The following is a 17,739-nucleotide window of genomic DNA, read 5'->3' as shown; positions in this document are numbered from 1 at the left end:
CCTTCGCAGGGTGTCGCACCCTGCGAAGGTGACGGCGCAAGGGGAGCGGGGCGCGGAGGGGGTCGATCGGTCAGACGCGGGCGAGTTCCTCGATGTCCTCGAGGAATCCCGCCGCGACGTCCTCGCTCACGGTCGTCTTCGTCTCGGAGACCGCCTCAAGGTAATCCTCGGTCGTGGGGCCCCTCCGGCCAGGGCCGGCCGGCACCCCGCCGTCGGAACCGCCGTCGGAACCGCCGTCGGACGCCCCTCCTGCAGGCACCGCGGCTGGCGAGTACACCGCCTTCTCGAGCGCGCGCTGCGACGCCGAGCGCGCCGCGAACTCGATGTCGGCCGGCGAGAAGCCTTCCGTGCTCGCTACGAGGAGCGCCACGTCGACGCTCGCGAGAACGGCTTCCGGTATGAACCGGGTCCACATCGCGTGCCGCGCCTCGGCGTCCGGGAGCCCGATAGGGATCACGTAGTCGAAGCGCCCGTGCCGCAGGAACGCGGGGTCGAGGGCGCGGATGAAGTTCGTCGCACACACGAGGAGCCTGCCGGGCTGCTCGCGGAACGCTGGGATGATCTTGAGCAGCTCGTTCGTGACGCCCTGCGTGGGGCTCGGCGGGTCGCCCGCGCGCCGCGACGCGATCTCCTCGACCTCGTCGAGGAACACGACCGCGTGCTCGAGCTCGGCGATCTCGAGGAACGTGCGGCGGAGCGCGCCCGCGAGTCCGTCGGGGTCGGCCGCGAGCCGCGAAGGGAACACCTCCACGAACGGCCATTCGAGGCGCGACGCGATCGCCTTCGCGAACGTCGTCTTGCCCGTCCCGGGCGGCCCGAAGAGGACGACGGCGCGCGGCGGCACGACGCCGAACTCGTCCGCGAGCTCCGCCTCCGCGAGCGGGAGCACGAGCCGCCGTTCGAGGAGCTGCTTCTCCCGCTGCATCCCGGCCACGTTCTCCCACAGGTCCCGCGGCAGCACCCGGCCGCCGAGCTGGGCCAGCGGCCCGAGCTCGGCCCGCTGCACGGGGATCTGCCGCTCGAAGAACCGCAGGTTCTTCACATCCTTGAAGCCGCGATTGAGGAACGCATCGATGCGTGTCTCGGTGTCCGGCATGAGCGCGGAGAGCTTCGTGAGGCCGAGCGGCGCCATGCGGTGCTCCAGCGCCGCCAGCAGTGCCGTCCCGATGCCCCGGCTGCGCCATTCGGGAAGCGTCGCGAGGAACACGATCCAGCCCTGCTCGTGGGCCGCGCGGCCCACCGCGGCCCCCACAACGTCCTCCCCGTGCACGGCCACGGCAGCGTAGTCCGCCTGGCAGCTCGCGAGGACCTCCGAGAGCGAATAGACCGGCTCGATCCCGGAGGCCGTCATCGCGCTCCAGAGGTGGAGGATGCCGTCGAGGTCCGATGGATGGAAGTCCCGGATCCGCCACGTGGTCATGGGGGTGCTCCTTTGCGCTGCCGACTGGTGCCGAGTGTAGCCGTCGAGCGTGCCCGAGGGGTTGCGGTCGCGTAGCAGGAGGCCGTGTGACGGGCGGGCGGGCCCGAGGCTCGGCTACCGAGCGAAGAGTCCGTGCGGCAGGGAACCGAGGGCGGTCGCAACCACACCCGCGCAGCCCGCGAGGAACCACACGAGGCGCCGGCCCTGGGCACGGACCACCTCCGCGCGGAGCGCTTCGAACGAGGCCTGCGTCTGCAACGGGTCCCCAGCGGGCCCGTCGGCCCCCCACGTCGAGGGCTGCGCCGCCAGCCCGGCGAGGCGCGCGGCGTCGTCGTCGGACTGGGTGCGCGGCTGCCGGGCGAGCCAACGGCGCAGCACGCTGTCCGTCACGACGACGGCGCCCTCGGCCCGGCTGCGCGTCGTCACCTTCCGGGGCGCGACGAGGACGACGACGGCCCGCACCTCGACTGGGTACCCTGCCGAGCGGGTCAGCAGGGCCGAAGCCCTCGCGGCCTCGTGCGCGGAGTTCCGCAGGTAGGGGGTGCGCTGGCCGTTGACCATGAGGGTCCGGCCGGCGACCCATACGTTGGCGCCGCGGTGGTGCTTCGTGTTGAGCGTGAACACGCCCGCGGGACCGACAACGACGTGATCGATGTCCGAGCCGCGCTTCCCGACCGGAATGGAGTGCAGGACGTGCCACTCGGGGCCGAGAGCCGCGAGGACCCTGGCCACACGCTGTTCGCCGAGCGCGCCCCAGAACCAGCTGCGGGCCTCGGGGGCGAGCGGGTTCGCGCCGAAGATTCGCGCGACGCCGCGGCGTGGCGGCCTCGACTCCTGCAGGCGCAGCACCTCGACCATCACCGAGTGCCCCGCCGGTCTGCCGCCCAACCCGTTGGTTTCCATGCCTCTCCCCCTTCAGTCGCAAGGGTAACGGGCGCCCCGGGTCTTCGGGCGCAATCCGCTGGCCTCGCATTGGGCATGCGCTGCCAGAATGGTGCTCATGAGCATCGTCAAGATCAACGCCATCACCGTGCCGGCCGACTCGGGAGACGAACTCGCCCGCCGGTTCGCCGGCCGGGCCAACGCCGTGGACGGCCAGCCCGGCTTCGAGGGCTTCGAGCTCCTCCAGCCGAGCGACGGCCGCAACGTGTGGCTCGTCGTCACGCGATGGGCCGACGAGGAGAGCTACGAGGCGTGGCGGAAATCTGCCTCGTTCGGGCACGGCCACGGGCGCCCGGGCGCGGGCGCCGAGGGGGCCGCGGGCGCCGAGGAACGGCAGCGCCCCGTAGGCGTCTCCGCCGAACTGTGGAGCTTCGAGGTCGCGGACCTCGGGCAGTAGCCCTCGGCGTCGTTCACCGGCCGGGAGGCGCTGCCGCCCGCCTCCGCGCCCGGAGCGCGGCCGCGGCCAGGAGGAGCGCGGCGAGGGTTGCCGCAATTGCCATGATGATGGCCATCGGCAGGGCGGTCCCGGCCCCTCCGATGCCCGAGAGCGGCGACACGATGGCGCCGAACACGAACTGCGCGAACCCGAGCCCGGCCGAGCCGCTTCCCGAGACGTGCCGGACGGCGTCGAGCGCGAGTGCCGACGAGTTGCCCATGATGAAGCCCACCGTCGTGACCGAGAGCCAGATCGGCACCGCAAGGAGCCAGCGCGGACCGGGCAGAAGCGCGGTCACGAGGGTCAGGACGCTGAACGCGAGCAGCAGCGGCACGGCGACGCGGACGGTCGCGAACGGCCCGACCGTGCGCGCGAGCCGGGAGGAGATATAGCCCGAACTGATGAGCCCGACGGCGTTCACACCGAACGCGAGCCCGTAGCCGACCGGGCTGAACCCCATCACGTCCTGGTACACGAACGACGACGCCGAGATGTACGTCATCATGACGGCGAACGTCGTGGCGAACAGGGCGGCGAACAGGAGGTAGCGCGGCTCCCGCATCACATGGCCCAACCCGCCGAGGAGGCTTGTCCCGTGACGCGCCTCGGGAGGGCGCGTCTCCCGGAACACGAGGGACACGGCGCACATCATGAGGGCGAACAGGCCCGCGAGCGTCCACATGACCCCACGCCACCCCACGGGCCCCTGGAGGACCGCACCGATCGACGGCGCGACGATCGGCGCGATGCCCCCGACCGTCATCATGAGGCTCATGGTGCGGGCCGACTCGGAGCCGCGGGTCAGGTCAACGACGATGGCCCGGGCGATGACGACGCCGGCCGCGCCGCCCAGGCCCTGAAGGAGCCGTGCAGCGATGAGCACCTCGATCGACGGCGCGAGGGCCGCGAGCACTGATGCGCCGAGCGCGAGCACGTTGCCGCAGAGGAGCGGGACGATGCGGCCCCGCTTGTCCGAGAGGGCCCCGAAGCCGAGCTGGCCGAACGCCATCCCCACGAGGAAGCCGGTGAGCGTGAGCTGGACCCCGGAGGCGCTCGCCGCGAAATCCTGCTGGACGCGGGGGAAGCCTGGGAGGTAGAGGTCGGTCGAGAGCGGGGCCGTCGTCGCCAGGAACGCGAGAACCAGGAGCCACGGCGCGCTGAGGTTCCCGGAGCGGTTCAGGGCAGACGGCGGCATGTCGGGCTCTTCAATCCTCTGGGTTGCAGTCGGGGTGCCCTGCCAGACTAATGTGCCCGCGCGGACAGGACCCATGCGGTTCCAGCATGCAGAACGAGGGATCAGCGCAGGACCGATCGTCCTTCGAGGACCTCAGGATGCTCGAGCGCGTACCGCCGCAGGCCGCCCTTGCGCGGCACCTTCACCGGTTCGGGCCACCGCGGGAGGAGGAAGTCGCCGAGGGTTACTCCCCGCAGCTTGCGGCCAATGAGCGGCACGACCCAGTCGTTCATCCACTCCCGCTGGGCCGCGACCCACTCGCGCGCGTTCCGCGGCGCGATGGGCTCCCAGTCCGCTGGCTTGAAGCTCATCGGGACGCCGAGGTGCGCGAGGACCTGCCGCGCGAGGAACTTGTGGCCTGCGGTGGACATGTGGAGCCGGTCCGCGTCCCACATCCGCTTGTCGTTGTATTCGTCGAAGCACCAGTAGTCCACGAGCACCGCCCGGTGCTCGCGCGCCAGCTCCCGAACGCGGGCGTTGTACTGCCAGTTGCGCCGCCTCAGGGGTTCGAGGAGGGGGTTCACCTTGACGTCGTAGCCCGTGAACAGGACCAGCGTCGCCCCCGTCTCAGCCAGCCGGGCGACGAGGCCAGAGTACTCGTCGAGCAGCCGGTCCATGTCGGTGCCGAGGTCAAGGATGTCGTTGCCCCCCGCATACAGCGTCACGAGCGTCGGCTCGAGGGCGACGGCGGGTTCGAGCTGTTCGTCGATGATCTGCCGGAGGCGTTTGGACCGGATGGCGAGGTTCGCGTACTCCCAGCCCTTCTCGTACTTCGCGAGCTTCTCCGCGACACGGTCGGCCCAACCCCGGACCCCATTGGGCAGGTTGGGGTTGCGGTCGCCGACGCCCTCGGTGAACGAATCGCCGAGGGCGACGTACCGCCGTCGAACGCTACCGCCCACGCCGGAACTCTAGGGACGCCCGGCAACGCCGCGGCAACGCCGCGGCGACGAGCGGGTGAACGCCGCTACTTGACGCAGGGGATCCCGCCGCCCTGGAGGACGCTAGACCAGTCACCGGCGTCGAACGTCGACGTCGCGGAGGGCGACGGCGCCGCGGCGGGCGCGCCGGAACCCTGGCCGCCCGAACCGGAACCCGAACCACCGCCCGAACCCGCGGCCGGCGCCTGCTGCGAGCCCGAATCCGAGCCCTGCTGAGGCTGCTGGGCCGACGCGTCCTGGGTCGCGCTCGGGGTCGGTGTCGCAGTGGGCTGCGGAGAGAGCAGCTGGGAGACCTCGGCCTGGATCGCGCCCTTGTCCACGATGTTCACCGACTCGCCGGTGTCAGACGTGCCGAACTGAACGATCGGCAGCGTCACGAACCGGATGTGGCCAGCCGTGAGCTGCTTTGCCTTGAGGCCGAAGTCGATGAGGTTGAGGGACTGGTCCACGGCCATCTTGTCCTTGACCGCGTTGAGGATGCCCTCGACCTTGTTCAGGTCGGTGAACGTGCTCTTCTGCTTGAGCTGCGTGAGGAGCGACGAGATGAAGGCCTGCTGCCGGCGCTCGCGGTCGAGGTCGCTCAGGGCCACGCCCGAGCCCGACGTGTCGCGGCGCTGCCGGACGAACGCCACGGCCTGCTGGGCGTTCAGCTGCTGCACACCGGCCTTGAAGTTGGCGCCCGAGTACGTGTCCTGGGTCGCCTCCTGGAGGCACACCGTGATGGGGGCCAGCGCCTTCGCGACGTCGAGGAAGGCGCCCATCGTGACCTCGACGAAGTGGTCGATCTTGATGTTGAGGAAGTTCTGCACGGTCTGGATCTCGGCCTTGCGGCCGTCGTCGCGCGCCTCCTGGTAGATCTGGGAGTCGCTCTTGCCCTGTGGGTCCGCCTTGAGCTTCTTCATGGCGTCATCCATCGCATACCCGTAGGCCTGCTTGATCTTGCCCTGCGAGATGCCGTCCGGGGAACCGGGAAGGTCCACGTAGTCGTCGCGGGGAATCGAGATCACGGTCGCCTGGCTGCCGTCCTTCGGGACGTGCAGGACCATGAGGACGTTGCTGTTGTAGCCGCCGTCGGACGAATCGCCCGAGTGGAGGGCGTCGTACTCCTCCTGGCTCAGCGGGTTCCCGTTCTCGTCGAGGCGGCTGTCGAGCCCCATCACGAGGATGTTGACGTCCTGATCGAGGCCCGCACCGCCGTCAAGCGCTTGGGATCGCCGGATCCCGTTCTCGAGGCTGATGTAGGTGGTGAGCGCGAAGACCCCGCCGGCGACCACGAGGGCGATGACCAGAGCGATCGAGAGCGCGACCGTTCGGCGCCGCCGGAACTTCCGGCGCCGGTCGCGATCGATGAGCTGCCCGTAGAGGTTCTGCCAAGGCTCTTGGCCCTGGCTGCTGGCCTTTCGGGCATCAGGCGTGCGCCGCATGCGGCTCCCTTGGGGTCGGCATCAGGAACGCGCCCGCTAAAGCGCGCGGAGTCACACTAACGGTGCAAACTCTGTAAAAGCTGGACGCGCGCCGACTTTCGGCGAAACTCACGGCCGGTTCGCGGGCGGACGACGGCGCCCGCGCCCGCCGCGGCAAGGTCGCCGGCGCGGCTACACGGGCTCGCGGAGCACGATGTCCACGGGGTTCGCCTGCGACACGGGACCGCTGCCGCCCACCGGTCCCAGGCCCTCGAGGAGCCCCGAACGGTTCGTGCGCTTGTCCCGGAGGATCTCCGTGACGGATCCGAGGTGGCGCGAGAGATCGATGACGTTCTCCGGCGCCGCGAGCAGGAGCTGGAACCCGAACTCGTGGAGGGCCGAGATGCCGGCGCCGGCGAATTCCTCGGACGCCAGCACGAATGCCTCGTCCATCATGACCGTCCCGTAGGTGGTGAACCCCTGCTCGGCAATGCCCAGCTGGTAGCTGAGTGCCGCCGCCATGATGAACGCAGTGAACCGCTGCCGCTCGCCGCCGGACATGCTCCCGGTGTCCGAGTGGACGAAGACCTCGTCGCGAACCTCGGCCGCGGCCCGGTCACCGGGCGTCGGGACGGCCCGGTGTTCCTTGCACGAGATGAAGACGTGGGTCCGGACGTCGAGGACCTCCGCACGCCAGCGCCGGTCCTCCGGCGCGGCCGAGGCGAGCCGCTTCACGAGGGTCTCGAGCGTCTTGTAGCGCGCTGCGAGGGCGTCCTCGCCGCCAGACCCCGGAGACGCCACGGCACCCTCGGCTCCATGTCGCGCCTTGAGCGCCGAGACGATCGCCTCCTTGAACTGCCGTGCCGAGGCTGGAACAGTCTGCTTGATGTCGAGCTCGAGATAGCTGCCCTCGTGGAAGCCGACCCCGCCCAGGATGCTGTTGAGCGGCAGGATGCGCGCCGAGATCGCGCGGCGCTCCTCGTCGAGGAGATGCAGGAGGGTGCTGAACGACTCGTGGGTGCGCTGCTGGAAGAACCGCCGGAACTCGGCCTCCTGCGTGGGCAGGCCCTCCGAGACGATCTCGTGGTAGCGCGCCTCGAAGGCGCCCGCCGCCGCCACCGAGACCCCATGGTCGGCCGAGACGCCGGGACCCCATTCCCGTTCGAACGCCTCGAAGATGCGGGTGAGCCGTTCCCCGGCCGCGTGGCCGCGGCTCTCGGCCGCGTGGAGCTCCTCCAGGAGGCGCGCACGGACGTCGGCGGCGAGGGTGTCGAGCGCGTGGAGCTCGCTGAGGCCCGCGGCGCCCTCGAAATAGGGCGCGAGCGCGTCGTCGTCCGCGGCGGAAGCGTCCGAGGAGGCGGCCTCGGCAACGCGCGCCCTGGCCTCGTCGAGGAGTCGGGCCGCAGAGGCCGCGGCGGCGTCGAGATGACGGTGCTCGCTCTGGAAGACGGCAGCCGCCTCGGTCGACGCCTGATGATCCGCTCGGGCCCTCTCGACCTTCGCGCGCAGCGGCTCGAGGTCGGTCTGCGCGGCGCGGGCGTCTTCGAGGCGCTTCTCGACACGGCGGAGTTCGTCCTCGGCAACCGCGGCGGACACCTCCTCCCACGGCCGCTGGTCCGCAGCCACTCGGCGCAGCGCCTCGAGACGGCGGGCCACGCCCTGATGCGAGTCCTCGCTCGCCTGCGCGGCTTCGGCGGCCCGTACGAGGGCGCCTTCGAGCTCGGCGATCCGGGCGCCGAGGTCGGCGACCTTCACGGCGTTGTCGAAGCCGAGCACCCAATCCTGGCGGGAGGCGAAGCGGTCGTCCTTCTCGACCGTTCCGCGATGCCGCTTCACGACCCCGCCGAGACTCAGTCCTCGATCGAGGAGCGCCAGCTCGTCCGGGTCCTCGACGCACGGGTACGCGAACTCGGTCGCGATGCGGGCGCGGACATAGTCCCCTGCTTCGCCCTCGAGAATCTGGAGCTTCGTGAGCAGGTCGTCAGGACGCACGTCGGCGAGCGCAGCGGCGGAACCGGCCACGGGCACCGAGAGGTCCACGGCACGCAGCGCACCGCGGACCGCGTGCCCGTCGAGATAGCGGGTGACGGCCGCGAAGTGCTCGCCGGGGACGAGGAGCGTCGTCGCGAAGGAGCGGAGGGCCCGCTCGGCGGCCGGGCGCCACCTCTCCTCACCGTCCGCGAGGTCGATGAGCTCCCCCGCGAACGGCATGGCCTCCTCGGGGACCCCGGTCGCCTGGGCGATGGAGGCCCGGTTCTCCACGGACGACGGCGGCAGCAGACTCTTGCGGGCGGCCATCGACTCGAGCTCGCGGCGGGCTTCCGCGAGGTCGCGTTTCGCCGAGGCATGCGCGTCGAAGGCCTCGAAGCGGGCCTCTCGGAGGGCGGCCGAATCACCCTCGAGCGACTCGGTCGCGGCTGCGGCCTCCTCGTGGGCCGCCGCCCAGCCCTCGGCCGACCACGGAAGCTGCAGCCCGGCGTCGTCCAGGCCCTGCCTTGCGGCGGCCTCGACCTCGCGCCGCAGCCGCAGGCCCACCCGGGCGTTCTCGGCCTGCTGCTCGAGGGCGCTGATCTGGTTCCCGCCCGCATTGTTGTACTCGGCCTCGAGGGCGCGGAGCTCCTTTGCGAGGGCGTCACGCGTCTTGCGCTCGGCCGCGAGCTCGGCCGCTTTCGACTGCGCCGCCTCGGCTGCGCGCCCCGCGATCCGTTCCTGCACGGTCACCGTGAGCTGCCGTCGGACCCGCTCGAAGGCCTCGCCGGAAAGGTCGCGGAGGCGGTTCGCGTCAAGCAGCGCCTGCGCGTACTGCTGGTTGAGGCCGGGGACGGGCGCGAGCTGGTCGCGCTGCTCCCGCACGTCCTCGAGCCGCTGCCGGATGGACATGAGGTTGCTGAATTCCTCGACCACCTGGTCCGCGGCCGCGAGCGTCTCGGGCGGGTCGAGGACCTGGTCGCGGAAGAAGCTGTTGACGCTGCCGCCGAGCCCCTTCCCGGCCTGGATCACGCGCAGGAGCGGGAGGGCCTGGTCGGAGGAGATGCCGAGCAGTCGGCGGAAGCGCTCGGCGAAGTTCTTGTGGACGTCGAACACCTGCGCGGTCGGGAACAGCGCCTCGAGCGCGCCGCGCGTGAAGCGGCGGTCCGCGATGCCCTCGATCGCGTGGACGTCGAGCGGGACCGAGTCGATGACGTAGAAGCGGCCGAGGCTCGACTCGGTGCCGTTCTTCGGAAGATCGAACAGGGCGCTGAGCGTGTGGCGGGTGCCGGCCGCATTGTCGAACGTGAGGGCGATCGCGCTCCACGTCGCCCCCGGCCGCTGGAACGCGCTGGCCTGGCTCTCGCCGACGGCCACGTCCCCGACCTTGCCGCGCATGTACGTGAAGGTCGTGCGGCGGTCCTCGCTCTGGCCGGTCCGCGCGGCAGCGGCCTCGTTCGAGCGCGGGCGGGCGTCGAACACCCGCGCGATCGCGTCGAAGAGCGTGGACTTCCCGACGCCCGAGTTGCCCGTGAGGAGCGTTCCGGCACGGTCCACGTGCATCGTGTGGGCGCCGTGGAACGTGCCCCAGTTGACGATCTGGACCTGGGTCAGCCGGAACTGGCCCGGGTTGATCTGATCGTCGAGCGGAAGCATGGTCGCGACGCTCATTCAATCCCCTCCTCGTCCGCGAGCGCCTCGTCGCTCTCCCCATCGGCAGCGGCGCCGCCGAGGTCGAGCGTCGGGTTCGCCTCGTCGTCGTGCCCCCCGGCGCCGTCCAAATCGTCTCTGACGCCCTCGTCCGGAGCCTCGGCCAGGGCCTCGAGGTGCCTGGCGATGTCGCCGATGTTCTCGAACGGCAACGCGAGCGGGAGCGCGTTGGAGATGAGGAAGACGTCGTCGAGCGCGGTGGGCAGGAGGAGCCGGCGCGCCTGCAGCTTCTGGACGGCGCGCGAGACCGTGTCGGCGTCCCGCAGCGCGTCACGCTGGTCGGAGGGCTGGTAGTGGGCGACGACGTCGGAGAGCTCCTCGAGCGTGACCGTCGGCTCGGTCTGCGCAGTCGTGTGGCGATCGAGGAGGAGGCGGAGGCGCAGGAGCAGGATCGTCTCGACGCGGCTCAGGGCGCGCTGCTGGCGGAGGATCGTCGAGCGCGAGGCCGTGCCGAGCAGTTCGGGGTCCACGGGGCGGACGACGGCGATCTTCCTCGCGTGGTCGACGTGCAGGCCCAGGAAGAGCTCGGACAGGCGGGAGCGGAGCACATCCTGGCTGTCGAGCAGGGTCGTCCAAAGGCGCTCGTCGCGCCCGCCGTCGAGGTAAGGGCCCTTGAGGAGGCGCACGAGGACCTGCCGCACGCGCAGCGGAAGGACGCCTGTGTCGCCGTCGTACAGCGCGGCGGCGTTGGCGACCCGCCGCGGGCTGGTCTCAGACTCGCCGTCGTGCATTCCGTCCCCGGCGGACTCGCTCACCCTGTTCCCCTTTCCTGGATCTCGACAGCAGGCACGTAGGCCCGGCGCGCCGAGCCGTCCACCTGCTCGAAGTCGAGGGCCTCCCACGCAGCCGCCCGACCCTCGGCACCGGGCTGAGCCGCGAACGAGGCGCCCCGATGGAGAAGCTCGCCGAGCAGCGCGCGGATCGAGTTGATGTGCTGCTCCTCGGGCGGGAGCGCACGCCATACGCTCGCCGCCGTGGCCCGGCCCTCCCCGCGTGCGAGCGCGACGTCGAGCGCCTGGCGCAAAGCCGCCGCCTTCGCCTTGCCGGTCCGGGCGGATCGGACTCGGTCCTCCTCCGCGAACGCGATCGGCTCGGCCAGACGCGGCGGGGGGACGTACTCGTCGGGATCGAAGAGCTTCACCATGGCCAGCGAATCGAACTCGGCGCCGAACAGTTCCGGGGCGGGCGCGTACGCAGCCTGCTCGCGCTGATACGGCAGGCGCCGCACGGCCTGCTCCGCGCGTCGGATCGCGTCGCGGAGGCGAACGGACTGGCGGTAGTCGTCGCTCTGCACGTAGGTGTTGAGGCTCTCCGAGAGCTTGCCGTAGATGCCCTGGATCTCGGAATGCTGGTCCCGGAGCTCAGCGACCAGCCGTCGCAGGGTCTGCCGCTCCTCAGGTCCCAGCCGGTCCGCGAAGTCGCGGGAGAGGACCTCCGCGATGGCGGACCGGAAGCGGAGCTGCTGCTCGGGGTTCTCCAGAAACGCCGTGAACGACCGGAACGTCCGCCCCTCGCTCGACTCCCGCAGCCGTCGGTCCGCCTCGAGGACCTGAGCCATCGTGGCGCCCTTGCTGAGCGATTCCTCGATGATCTGGTTGCGGAGCTGGCCGACCGACTCCTCGATGCGGTCGCGCATGCGTTTGAAGTCGGCGGGGAGGCCGGCCGCGAGGTCGAGGATGTTTTCGGCGGCCTCGACGGCGTGCTCGGAATCGAGGGCCGCGTCGATCTCCCCCGACTCGAGGCCGTGGATCATCTCGCGCCGCTCCCCGATCTCCGCCTCCAGCGCCTCGACGCGCGCGCTCGTGTCCGGGTTGGTCTCGTGGGCGAGCTTCTCGACGTCGGCGAGGAGCGTGCCGAGCCGGGAGCCCGTGAGCGTGGAACGGTCCGAGGAGAGCGAATCCAAGAAGGCCAGCACACGGGCCGCGGCTTCGGTGAGCTCGTACACGATGCGCCCCGAGTGCGCGCGGCGGGCGAGGAAGCGGCGGCGCGTCCAGTCGTCGGCCACGAGCCGCCCGGTCAGGGTTCCCGCGGTGCTGGGAAGCCCGAGGTCGGCGTCTCGCGCCCGGAGCTCGGCCAGGAAATCATCGATCTCGTCGTGGAATGTCTCGAGCTCGACGTGGGGCCGGTTGCGCGTGAAGGCGGTCTGCAGCGTCGCGATGACCCAGGGGGCCGAACGGGTGAGCGCCCACGCGGGACCCTTGGTCAGAACCTCGAGCTCCCCGAGGCGCCCCAGCATCGCAGAGGTGCTGGGAGCCGCGTGCCGGGCAGTCGCCGCTCGAGCAGTCGCAGGCTGGCCAGTCGCCGCACGAGCAGTCGCCGCTGATGCGGCGTTGCGGCGGCTCGGGGCGGGTTCTGGCACGGCAGCCAAGTCTACCGGGGCGGCGGGCAGCAATCTTCGCCCGGGTTGAACGCGCACGCTTGGCGGACCCCCCACGTTCGGCGAAAGCGCACGCTTGCCGAAGCGCACGTTTGATACGAGGGCGGACACTTGACCATGCGTAAACGTGCGCTCTCGGAAGAAACGTGCGCTCTCGGAGGAAACCTGCGCCTTCGCGGCACGTGCGGTCACGAGTGGTCACGAGCCCAGGAAGCGCCCCACCCGCGCCCGGAGCTCGGCCTCGCGGAAGAGATCGCGCCACTCGACCCGCAGGAACCTCCAGCCCTCCTCCATCATGGCCTTCTCGCGCTGACGTTCCTTGAAGATGGCCTGGTCGGTGGGCTCGAACAGGAAGTACTTTCCCTTGCCGTCAAATTCCATGCCGCGGCGGATGTCCTCCCACCCGAAGTCGACTCTGTAGCGACCCAGCCGAGTGACCACGACGAGCTGCTGCGTGGGCATCGGAAACGGCATTCGCGACAGCAGGTAGTGAAGGAGGCTTTCCCCCGCCGATTCGCTGAGTTCCGATCCCAGTTCGAGCGCTGCCCGTGCAGTCAGGATTCCCCGTTTCCCTTGCGCCAGAGCCGCAAGCTCTTCGAGACGCTGGCGGTCCGCCCCGAGCCGCAGTCCGTGATCGACGACGATCTGAGCCTGCCCGCGCTTCAGATAGCGCGCACAGTCGACCACCGTGTTCTCGAGTCGGGTCACCGGAAGACCACGCACGTCGCAGAGGTCCCCCGAGCTGATGTCCGCAGCATGAACTCGGACCTCGGGCCGGTGCGCGCGGGATCGGACGGATGCAGGCAGAGTGAGATGGATAAGGTCGTCCGGCTCCCACAGGTCGATGCCGTGAAGCCGGGCCGCGCTCAAATGGCTGTAGGCGAAGCTCGCGCTTTGGAACGCCTGGTGAAACTCGTGATGCCCCGCAAGCAGGATCAGGTGCCGTTCGTCGGGCGGAAGCTTGTCCCACGCGTCGGCTCGGTAGAAGATTCCCCGGGAGATCTGGGCGAGGAACCCCGCGGCGACGAGTCGCCGGGGCGCACGCCGAGTCCCGAAGCGTTCCACGAGCTGCGACGTGAGCCAAGGGCCGGGATGTGGCAGCGGGAAATCTGTCATGGAGTCCAGCGTTCTCCGTTGACGCTGCAGCCACTGCTCGCGGACGAGCAGATGGGGAAGACACGCCGTGATGCGTCCTGTGGAGGAGGAATCCGCGGGCGAAGGCGCACGTTGATCACGAAGGCGTACCTCTGCGCGGCGTCCAACCTACGCCCTCGCGCCGAACCTACGCCCTCGCGCGAAACCTACGCCCTCGCGCCGAACCTACGCCCTCCGCCCCGTCCCCCGGCTCGCCCTCAGGGTCTTCTCAGGGTCGCCTCCGGGAACCTCCCCTCACGCTCCCCCGTTGGGCGAGATAGCCTGACTTCGTCCGGGCAGTGACCAAGGAGAACCCGATGAGCACCCCTCTGACCCCTCCAGACCCCAGCGAAGACGCCCTTGTGCTGCAGGCCTCCGACGCGGCCCCCGTGGTCCGCGAAGAAGACGCGCCCGGGATGGTCCCCGTTGCGCCCGACCGGCAGGCCCAGATCGCCGAGCAGGCGAAGGCATGGGTTGCCGAAGTCGCCGCGATGGATTCGCGCAGCCCTGAGTTCGCGCGGAAAGTGGAGGGCATCAACAAGGTTGCCGGGCGGGAGATGATCGCTTCCTCGGACGCGTCCGGGCGCCTCCTCGACCGGGCGTCCACGTCTGTGCGCGGTGCGAAGAAGACCGGCGACAGCGCCCAGACCTACGTCGCAGCGACGCTCGGCGAGCTGCGCAGCACGGTTGAGAGCCTCACGCCGAATCGCGCCGATCTGGGCACCGGCCGGAAGATCCTGGGCTTCGTGCCGGGCAGCAAGAAAGTTGCGAAGTACTTCCAGCGCTACGAGTCGGCGCAGACGCAGCTCGACAAGATCATCAAGGCCCTCATGGCCGGCCAGGACGAGCTCCTCCGCGACAACGCGGCGCTTGCCCAGGAGAAGCAGAACCTCTGGGAGGTCATGCAGCAGCTCTCGGAGTACGCGGTCTTCGCCGAGCAGCTCGACAACGCGACCGTGACCAAGATCGGCGATGTCCGCGCCAAGGGCCAGGCCGAGCACGCGCAGCAGCTCGAGGCCGACGTCCTGTTCCCCGTCCGCCAGCGCCGCCAGGACATCCTCACGCAGCTGGCCGTCTCGGTGCAGGGCTATCTCGCGATCGACGTGATCCGGAAGAACAACAACGAGCTCATCAAGGGCGTCGACAGGGCCCGCGCCACCACGGTCTCCGCGCTGCGCACCGCGGTCATCACCGCGCAGGCACTCTCCAACCAGAAGCTCGTCCTCGACCAGATCGACGCGATCAACACGACAACCAACGCCATGATCCTGCGCACCTCCGAGATGCTCAAGGAACAGACCGGCCGCATCCATCAGCAGGCCACGAGCTCGGGCGTCTCGGTCGAGACTCTCGAGCGGGCGTTCTCGAACCTCTACCAGACGATGGACGCCATCGACACCTTCCGCTCCCAGGCGGCGAAGAGCATGGAGAGCACCGTCGAGGCCCTCGAGCAGGGTCTCGAGAAGGCCCGGCCGCACATCGAGCGCGTGCGCCGACAGGAGGGCAACCCGAGCTAGCCGACGACGACGGCGCCGGCGTCAGTCGGCGAGGTCGTCCTCCCAGTCCTCGGCGTCGTCGTCCTCGGGCGATTCGAACGCGTCGTACACCGCGTCGAGCGCGGCCGCGGGCACGTCGACGAGCCCCGCGCGCAGGTCGACGAGTCCGAGGGCGGCCAGCTCGCGGAGTTCATCCATGAGCACGATGGAGACGGTCTGGAGCTCCGCCGGGTCGGCGTCCTCCGGCGCGTCGGTGGCGAGGTCCTGAACGACGGCAAGGGGCAGCGGATCCTCGAGCACGGCACGGCTCAGGAGGGTCGCGAGGGCAGCCTCGACAGCGTCTCCCTCGGGCGTGTAGAGGGCACGCGAGCACGTGGTGATGACGAACTCGGTCGCGAGGAACTGGGCCTCGAGCCGACCGAGCGCGTCTCCGGTCCCCAGGCGGGCGGCGTCGTCCCCGAGGCGCGCAGTGCTCCCGCTGTCGTCGGCAGCGCGGGTCTCGTCGATCTCGATGAGCTCGGCGTGGCGCAGGCTCGCCCAGAGCCGCGCGAGGCGGCGGCCGGGATCCGCGGCGTCCTTGCCGACGAGCGCCGCCGCCTCGGCTGCCTCGGAAGGCGTCAGCGCGCCGTCGGACGCGACGGGCCGGCCTTCGCCGACCCAGTCCAGGAGGGCGCGCGCATGCCGGACGAGCGGCGAGGACGTCGCGAACGCGAGAGCTTCCTCTTCGCTGGGCTCACGCCGGGGCGCGCCCTCGTCGTCTTCCATCGACCCGATGTCCACGATGCCGCCGACCGCCTCCGCCTCCGCGTCGAGCAGCTCGGTCACGGCCTCGAGGTCGCCCGCGCTGCCCTCCCACCGCCCGGTCTCCTCAAGGAAGGAAACCCAGTCGACAAGGGTGCCGATGTAGTAGCGGAGGTCGTCGACGTCGTCCGTGTCGAGCAGCGCGTCGAGCGCGTCGGGCACGGCCCGGGGGTCGATCCGGAGGTTGGCGACCGGGCGCTCCCCCGCGCCGAGGAACACATACAGCGACTTGACGGTCTCGAGCTGCCCCCGGGCGAATGCCATGAAGTCGGCGCGGGCCTCCTCGTCGGTCCCGTCGGCTTCGGGGGTGTTGGCGGCCCAGGCGGCGTAGTCGTCGGCGAGGCTGTCGACCAGGCCGTCGACGCGGCGCTGCCGGCGGTCCGCCGGGCTCGTCGAGCGGCTCTTGGGCTTGCGGGTGCGGCTCTTGGGCATGGCAAGAGGTTACGCCAGCCTCAGCCCCCGAGTCCTCCCGTCGCGGAGCCCGGTGGTGGGCAGCCCGAATCACGCGGCGGTGCTGGGAATCCTCCGGTCAGCGATGGTCATGACGAGCACGGCCGCTCCGATCCCGACCAGGACCCAGGCCAGCGAGTGGAATCCGGGATCGGTGGCGCGCTGGCCGAACACGAGGCCAATGAGGCTCGAGGAGAAGATCGCGCCCATATAGGAGAACGTCCGGTAGAGGCCAGCCGCGACGGCGATCCCCTCCGCAGGCGACTGCACGTAGAGTGCCGTCTGGTTCGCGAAGCCGGAGAATCCGTTCGTGAGGCCGAGGAGGCTCGTCATGACGACGAGCAGCACCACGGAGGTCCCGACGTTCGCCATCCCCATCAGCACGGCCGTCCCCACGAGGGCAGCACCAGCCAGGATGAGCGGCACCCGCACCCAGCCGCGCAGCGAGACGAGCCGCGCGACCACGATGCTCACGAGCGAGAGGGGAATCATGATGACCCCGACGGCCGCCGCGTCCAAGCCCCGCCCCTCCTCCATCCACTGGCTCATGCCGTACATGCACGCGTAGATCCCGAGGCCCACGAGCAGCTGCCGCGAGTACGTCCGCTGGAGCGGCCCGTTGCTCGCGAGCGCACGGACGTCGATCAGCGGGCTCGACGCGCGGCGCTCGCGCCAGATAAAGGCGGCAGCAACCACGAGGGCGACGCCGGCGAGCCACCACTGCGGCTCGTCGAGCCCCGAGAGGAACGTCAGGAGTGCGACGACGGCGCCACCGAAGAGCGCGATGCCCGGAAGGTCGAGCGCATGGACGAGCGCGCGCCACGACGCCCGGGGCCGCTCCGGGTCGCGTTCGACGCCGGCCAGGGTCGCCGCGAGCGTCACGAGCGCGAGCGGGACGTTGACGCTGAAGAGCGCGCGCCACCCGAGCGTGCTGACCAGGACCCCGCCGAGCGGGAGGCCGACGACGATCGTCACCTGTGCGGCGATCGAGAACGCGCCGAGCACTCGGCTGGGGACGCCGATCCCGCGCGCGTCGGCGCGGGCGCGGACGAGGGCCATCGCCGTGGGGTACGCGGCCGAGGTGCCGATGCCGATGAGCGCCCGCGAGACGAGGAGGAACCCGAACGACGGCGCGAGCGCCCCGACGAAGCCCGCGACCAGCAGGATGGCAATCCCCGAGACGAACACCCGCCGCGGCCCGAGCAGCGTCGCGAGCTTGCCCATGGTGGGCTGCATGACGGAGCTGAACAGGTACAGCACCGAGATGAGCGACGCCGTCTGGCCCGGCCCGAGGCGGAACTCGCTTCCGATCCCGATGAGGCCGGTCGCGATCATCGAGCTGTTGATCGGGTTGAGCGTCGATCCGAGCAGGAGTGGTCCGAGGTAGCGGAGACCGAACGGCTTGACGTCGGATGCTGCGCCCTCCG

Annotated in this window: 13 protein-coding genes; 2 read left to right on the top strand and 11 right to left on the bottom strand. The window is 70.6% G+C overall.

Annotation, left to right across the window (positions count from 1 at the left end):
• Nucleotides 1–70: 70 nt before the first annotated feature.
• Complete coding sequence (locus V7053_RS08685; protein ID WP_334171879.1) at nucleotides 71–1,420, bottom strand: ATP-binding protein; 1,350 nt, start codon at nucleotides 1,418–1,420, stop codon at nucleotides 71–73.
• Nucleotides 1,421–1,534: 114 nt separating this feature from the next.
• Nucleotides 1,535–2,323 (bottom strand): nuclease-related domain-containing protein, encoded by a 789-nt coding sequence (locus V7053_RS08680; protein ID WP_334171878.1) that lies wholly within the window; start codon nucleotides 2,321–2,323, stop codon nucleotides 1,535–1,537.
• Between the two features lie 97 nt (nucleotides 2,324–2,420).
• On the opposite strand from V7053_RS08680, the gene V7053_RS08675 reads away from it, so the two are divergent.
• Nucleotides 2,421–2,759: an antibiotic biosynthesis monooxygenase family protein gene (locus V7053_RS08675; RefSeq protein WP_334171877.1), complete on the top strand. Its 339-nt coding sequence runs from the start codon at nucleotides 2,421–2,423 to the stop codon at nucleotides 2,757–2,759.
• Between the two features lie 13 nt (nucleotides 2,760–2,772).
• Here V7053_RS08675 and V7053_RS08670 read toward each other — a convergent pair whose 3' ends face one another.
• The 7 genes from V7053_RS08670 to V7053_RS08640 all read right to left on the bottom strand — a co-directional run bounded on the left by V7053_RS08670 (nucleotide 2,773) and on the right by V7053_RS08640 (nucleotide 13,547).
• Nucleotides 2,773–3,993 carry a multidrug effflux MFS transporter gene (locus V7053_RS08670; RefSeq protein WP_334171876.1) on the bottom strand — a complete coding sequence of 407 codons (1,221 nt, stop codon included), beginning with the start codon at nucleotides 3,991–3,993 and terminating at the stop codon, nucleotides 2,773–2,775.
• A 101-nt stretch (nucleotides 3,994–4,094) separates the two neighbouring features.
• Nucleotides 4,095–4,934 (bottom strand): SGNH/GDSL hydrolase family protein, encoded by an 840-nt coding sequence (locus tag V7053_RS08665; RefSeq protein ID WP_334171875.1) that lies wholly within the window; start codon nucleotides 4,932–4,934, stop codon nucleotides 4,095–4,097.
• Between the two features lie 65 nt (nucleotides 4,935–4,999).
• A complete protein-coding gene (locus V7053_RS08660; protein ID WP_334171874.1) occupies nucleotides 5,000–6,397 on the bottom strand; it encodes an LCP family protein in 1,398 nt (465 codons plus the stop codon).
• Nucleotides 6,398–6,568: 171 nt separating this feature from the next.
• Complete coding sequence (locus V7053_RS08655; RefSeq protein ID WP_334171873.1) at nucleotides 6,569–10,015, bottom strand: ATP-binding protein; 3,447 nt, start codon at nucleotides 10,013–10,015, stop codon at nucleotides 6,569–6,571.
• Entirely contained in the window at nucleotides 10,012–10,785 is a 774-nt protein-coding gene (locus V7053_RS08650) for a DUF4194 domain-containing protein (protein ID WP_334171886.1), read from the bottom strand. The genes V7053_RS08655 and V7053_RS08650 overlap by 4 nt, the downstream gene beginning before the upstream one ends.
• Before the next feature lie 20 nt (nucleotides 10,786–10,805).
• Nucleotides 10,806–12,290, bottom strand: coding sequence for a DUF3375 family protein (locus V7053_RS08645; protein WP_334171885.1), 1,485 nt, complete (start codon nucleotides 12,288–12,290; stop codon nucleotides 10,806–10,808).
• Between the two features lie 339 nt (nucleotides 12,291–12,629).
• A complete protein-coding gene (locus V7053_RS08640; protein ID WP_334171872.1) occupies nucleotides 12,630–13,547 on the bottom strand; it encodes a hypothetical protein in 918 nt (305 codons plus the stop codon).
• Nucleotides 13,548–13,882: 335 nt separating this feature from the next.
• On the opposite strand from V7053_RS08640, the gene V7053_RS08635 reads away from it, so the two are divergent.
• Nucleotides 13,883–15,082, top strand: a complete 1,200-nt coding sequence (locus V7053_RS08635) for a toxic anion resistance protein (RefSeq protein WP_334171871.1) — start codon at nucleotides 13,883–13,885, stop codon at nucleotides 15,080–15,082.
• Nucleotides 15,083–15,103: 21 nt separating this feature from the next.
• Here V7053_RS08635 and V7053_RS08630 read toward each other — a convergent pair whose 3' ends face one another.
• Together V7053_RS08630 and V7053_RS08625 are read right to left on the bottom strand one after the other, a co-directional pair.
• The gene (locus V7053_RS08630; RefSeq protein ID WP_334171870.1) at nucleotides 15,104–16,294 is read right to left on the bottom strand and encodes a hypothetical protein; all 1,191 of its coding nucleotides are present in this window, start codon (nucleotides 16,292–16,294) and stop codon (nucleotides 15,104–15,106) included.
• Between the two features lie 69 nt (nucleotides 16,295–16,363).
• The coding region (locus tag V7053_RS08625; protein WP_334171869.1) for an MFS transporter at nucleotides 16,364–17,739 on the bottom strand (1,376 nt) is incomplete at its 5' end.

It is taken from the genome of Sinomonas sp. (assembly GCF_036848755.1).
Lineage (GTDB): Bacteria > Actinomycetota > Actinomycetes > Actinomycetales > Micrococcaceae > Sinomonas.
This window is presented reverse-complemented; position numbering and strand designations above follow the sequence as displayed.

Excerpts from the sequence above, each read along its gene's own strand:
- V7053_RS08635 (WP_334171871.1), top strand. The coding sequence starts at position 13,883 with ATGAGCACCCCTCTGACCCCTCCAGACCCCAGCGAAGACGCCCTTGTG.
- V7053_RS08660 (WP_334171874.1), bottom strand. The coding sequence starts at position 6,397 with ATGCGGCGCACGCCTGATGCCCGAAAGGCCAGCAGCCAGGGCCAAGAG.
- V7053_RS08680 (WP_334171878.1), bottom strand. The coding sequence starts at position 2,323 with ATGGAAACCAACGGGTTGGGCGGCAGACCGGCGGGGCACTCGGTGATG.
- V7053_RS08685 (WP_334171879.1), bottom strand. The coding sequence starts at position 1,420 with ATGACCACGTGGCGGATCCGGGACTTCCATCCATCGGACCTCGACGGC.
- V7053_RS08640 (WP_334171872.1), bottom strand. The coding sequence starts at position 13,547 with ATGACAGATTTCCCGCTGCCACATCCCGGCCCTTGGCTCACGTCGCAG.
- V7053_RS08650 (WP_334171886.1), bottom strand. The coding sequence starts at position 10,785 with ATGCACGACGGCGAGTCTGAGACCAGCCCGCGGCGGGTCGCCAACGCC.
- V7053_RS08670 (WP_334171876.1), bottom strand. The coding sequence starts at position 3,993 with ATGCCGCCGTCTGCCCTGAACCGCTCCGGGAACCTCAGCGCGCCGTGG.
- V7053_RS08645 (WP_334171885.1), bottom strand. The coding sequence starts at position 12,290 with ATGCTGGGGCGCCTCGGGGAGCTCGAGGTTCTGACCAAGGGTCCCGCG.
- V7053_RS08655 (WP_334171873.1), bottom strand. The coding sequence starts at position 10,015 with ATGAGCGTCGCGACCATGCTTCCGCTCGACGATCAGATCAACCCGGGC.
- V7053_RS08675 (WP_334171877.1), top strand. The coding sequence starts at position 2,421 with ATGAGCATCGTCAAGATCAACGCCATCACCGTGCCGGCCGACTCGGGA.
- V7053_RS08630 (WP_334171870.1), bottom strand. The coding sequence starts at position 16,294 with ATGCCCAAGAGCCGCACCCGCAAGCCCAAGAGCCGCTCGACGAGCCCG.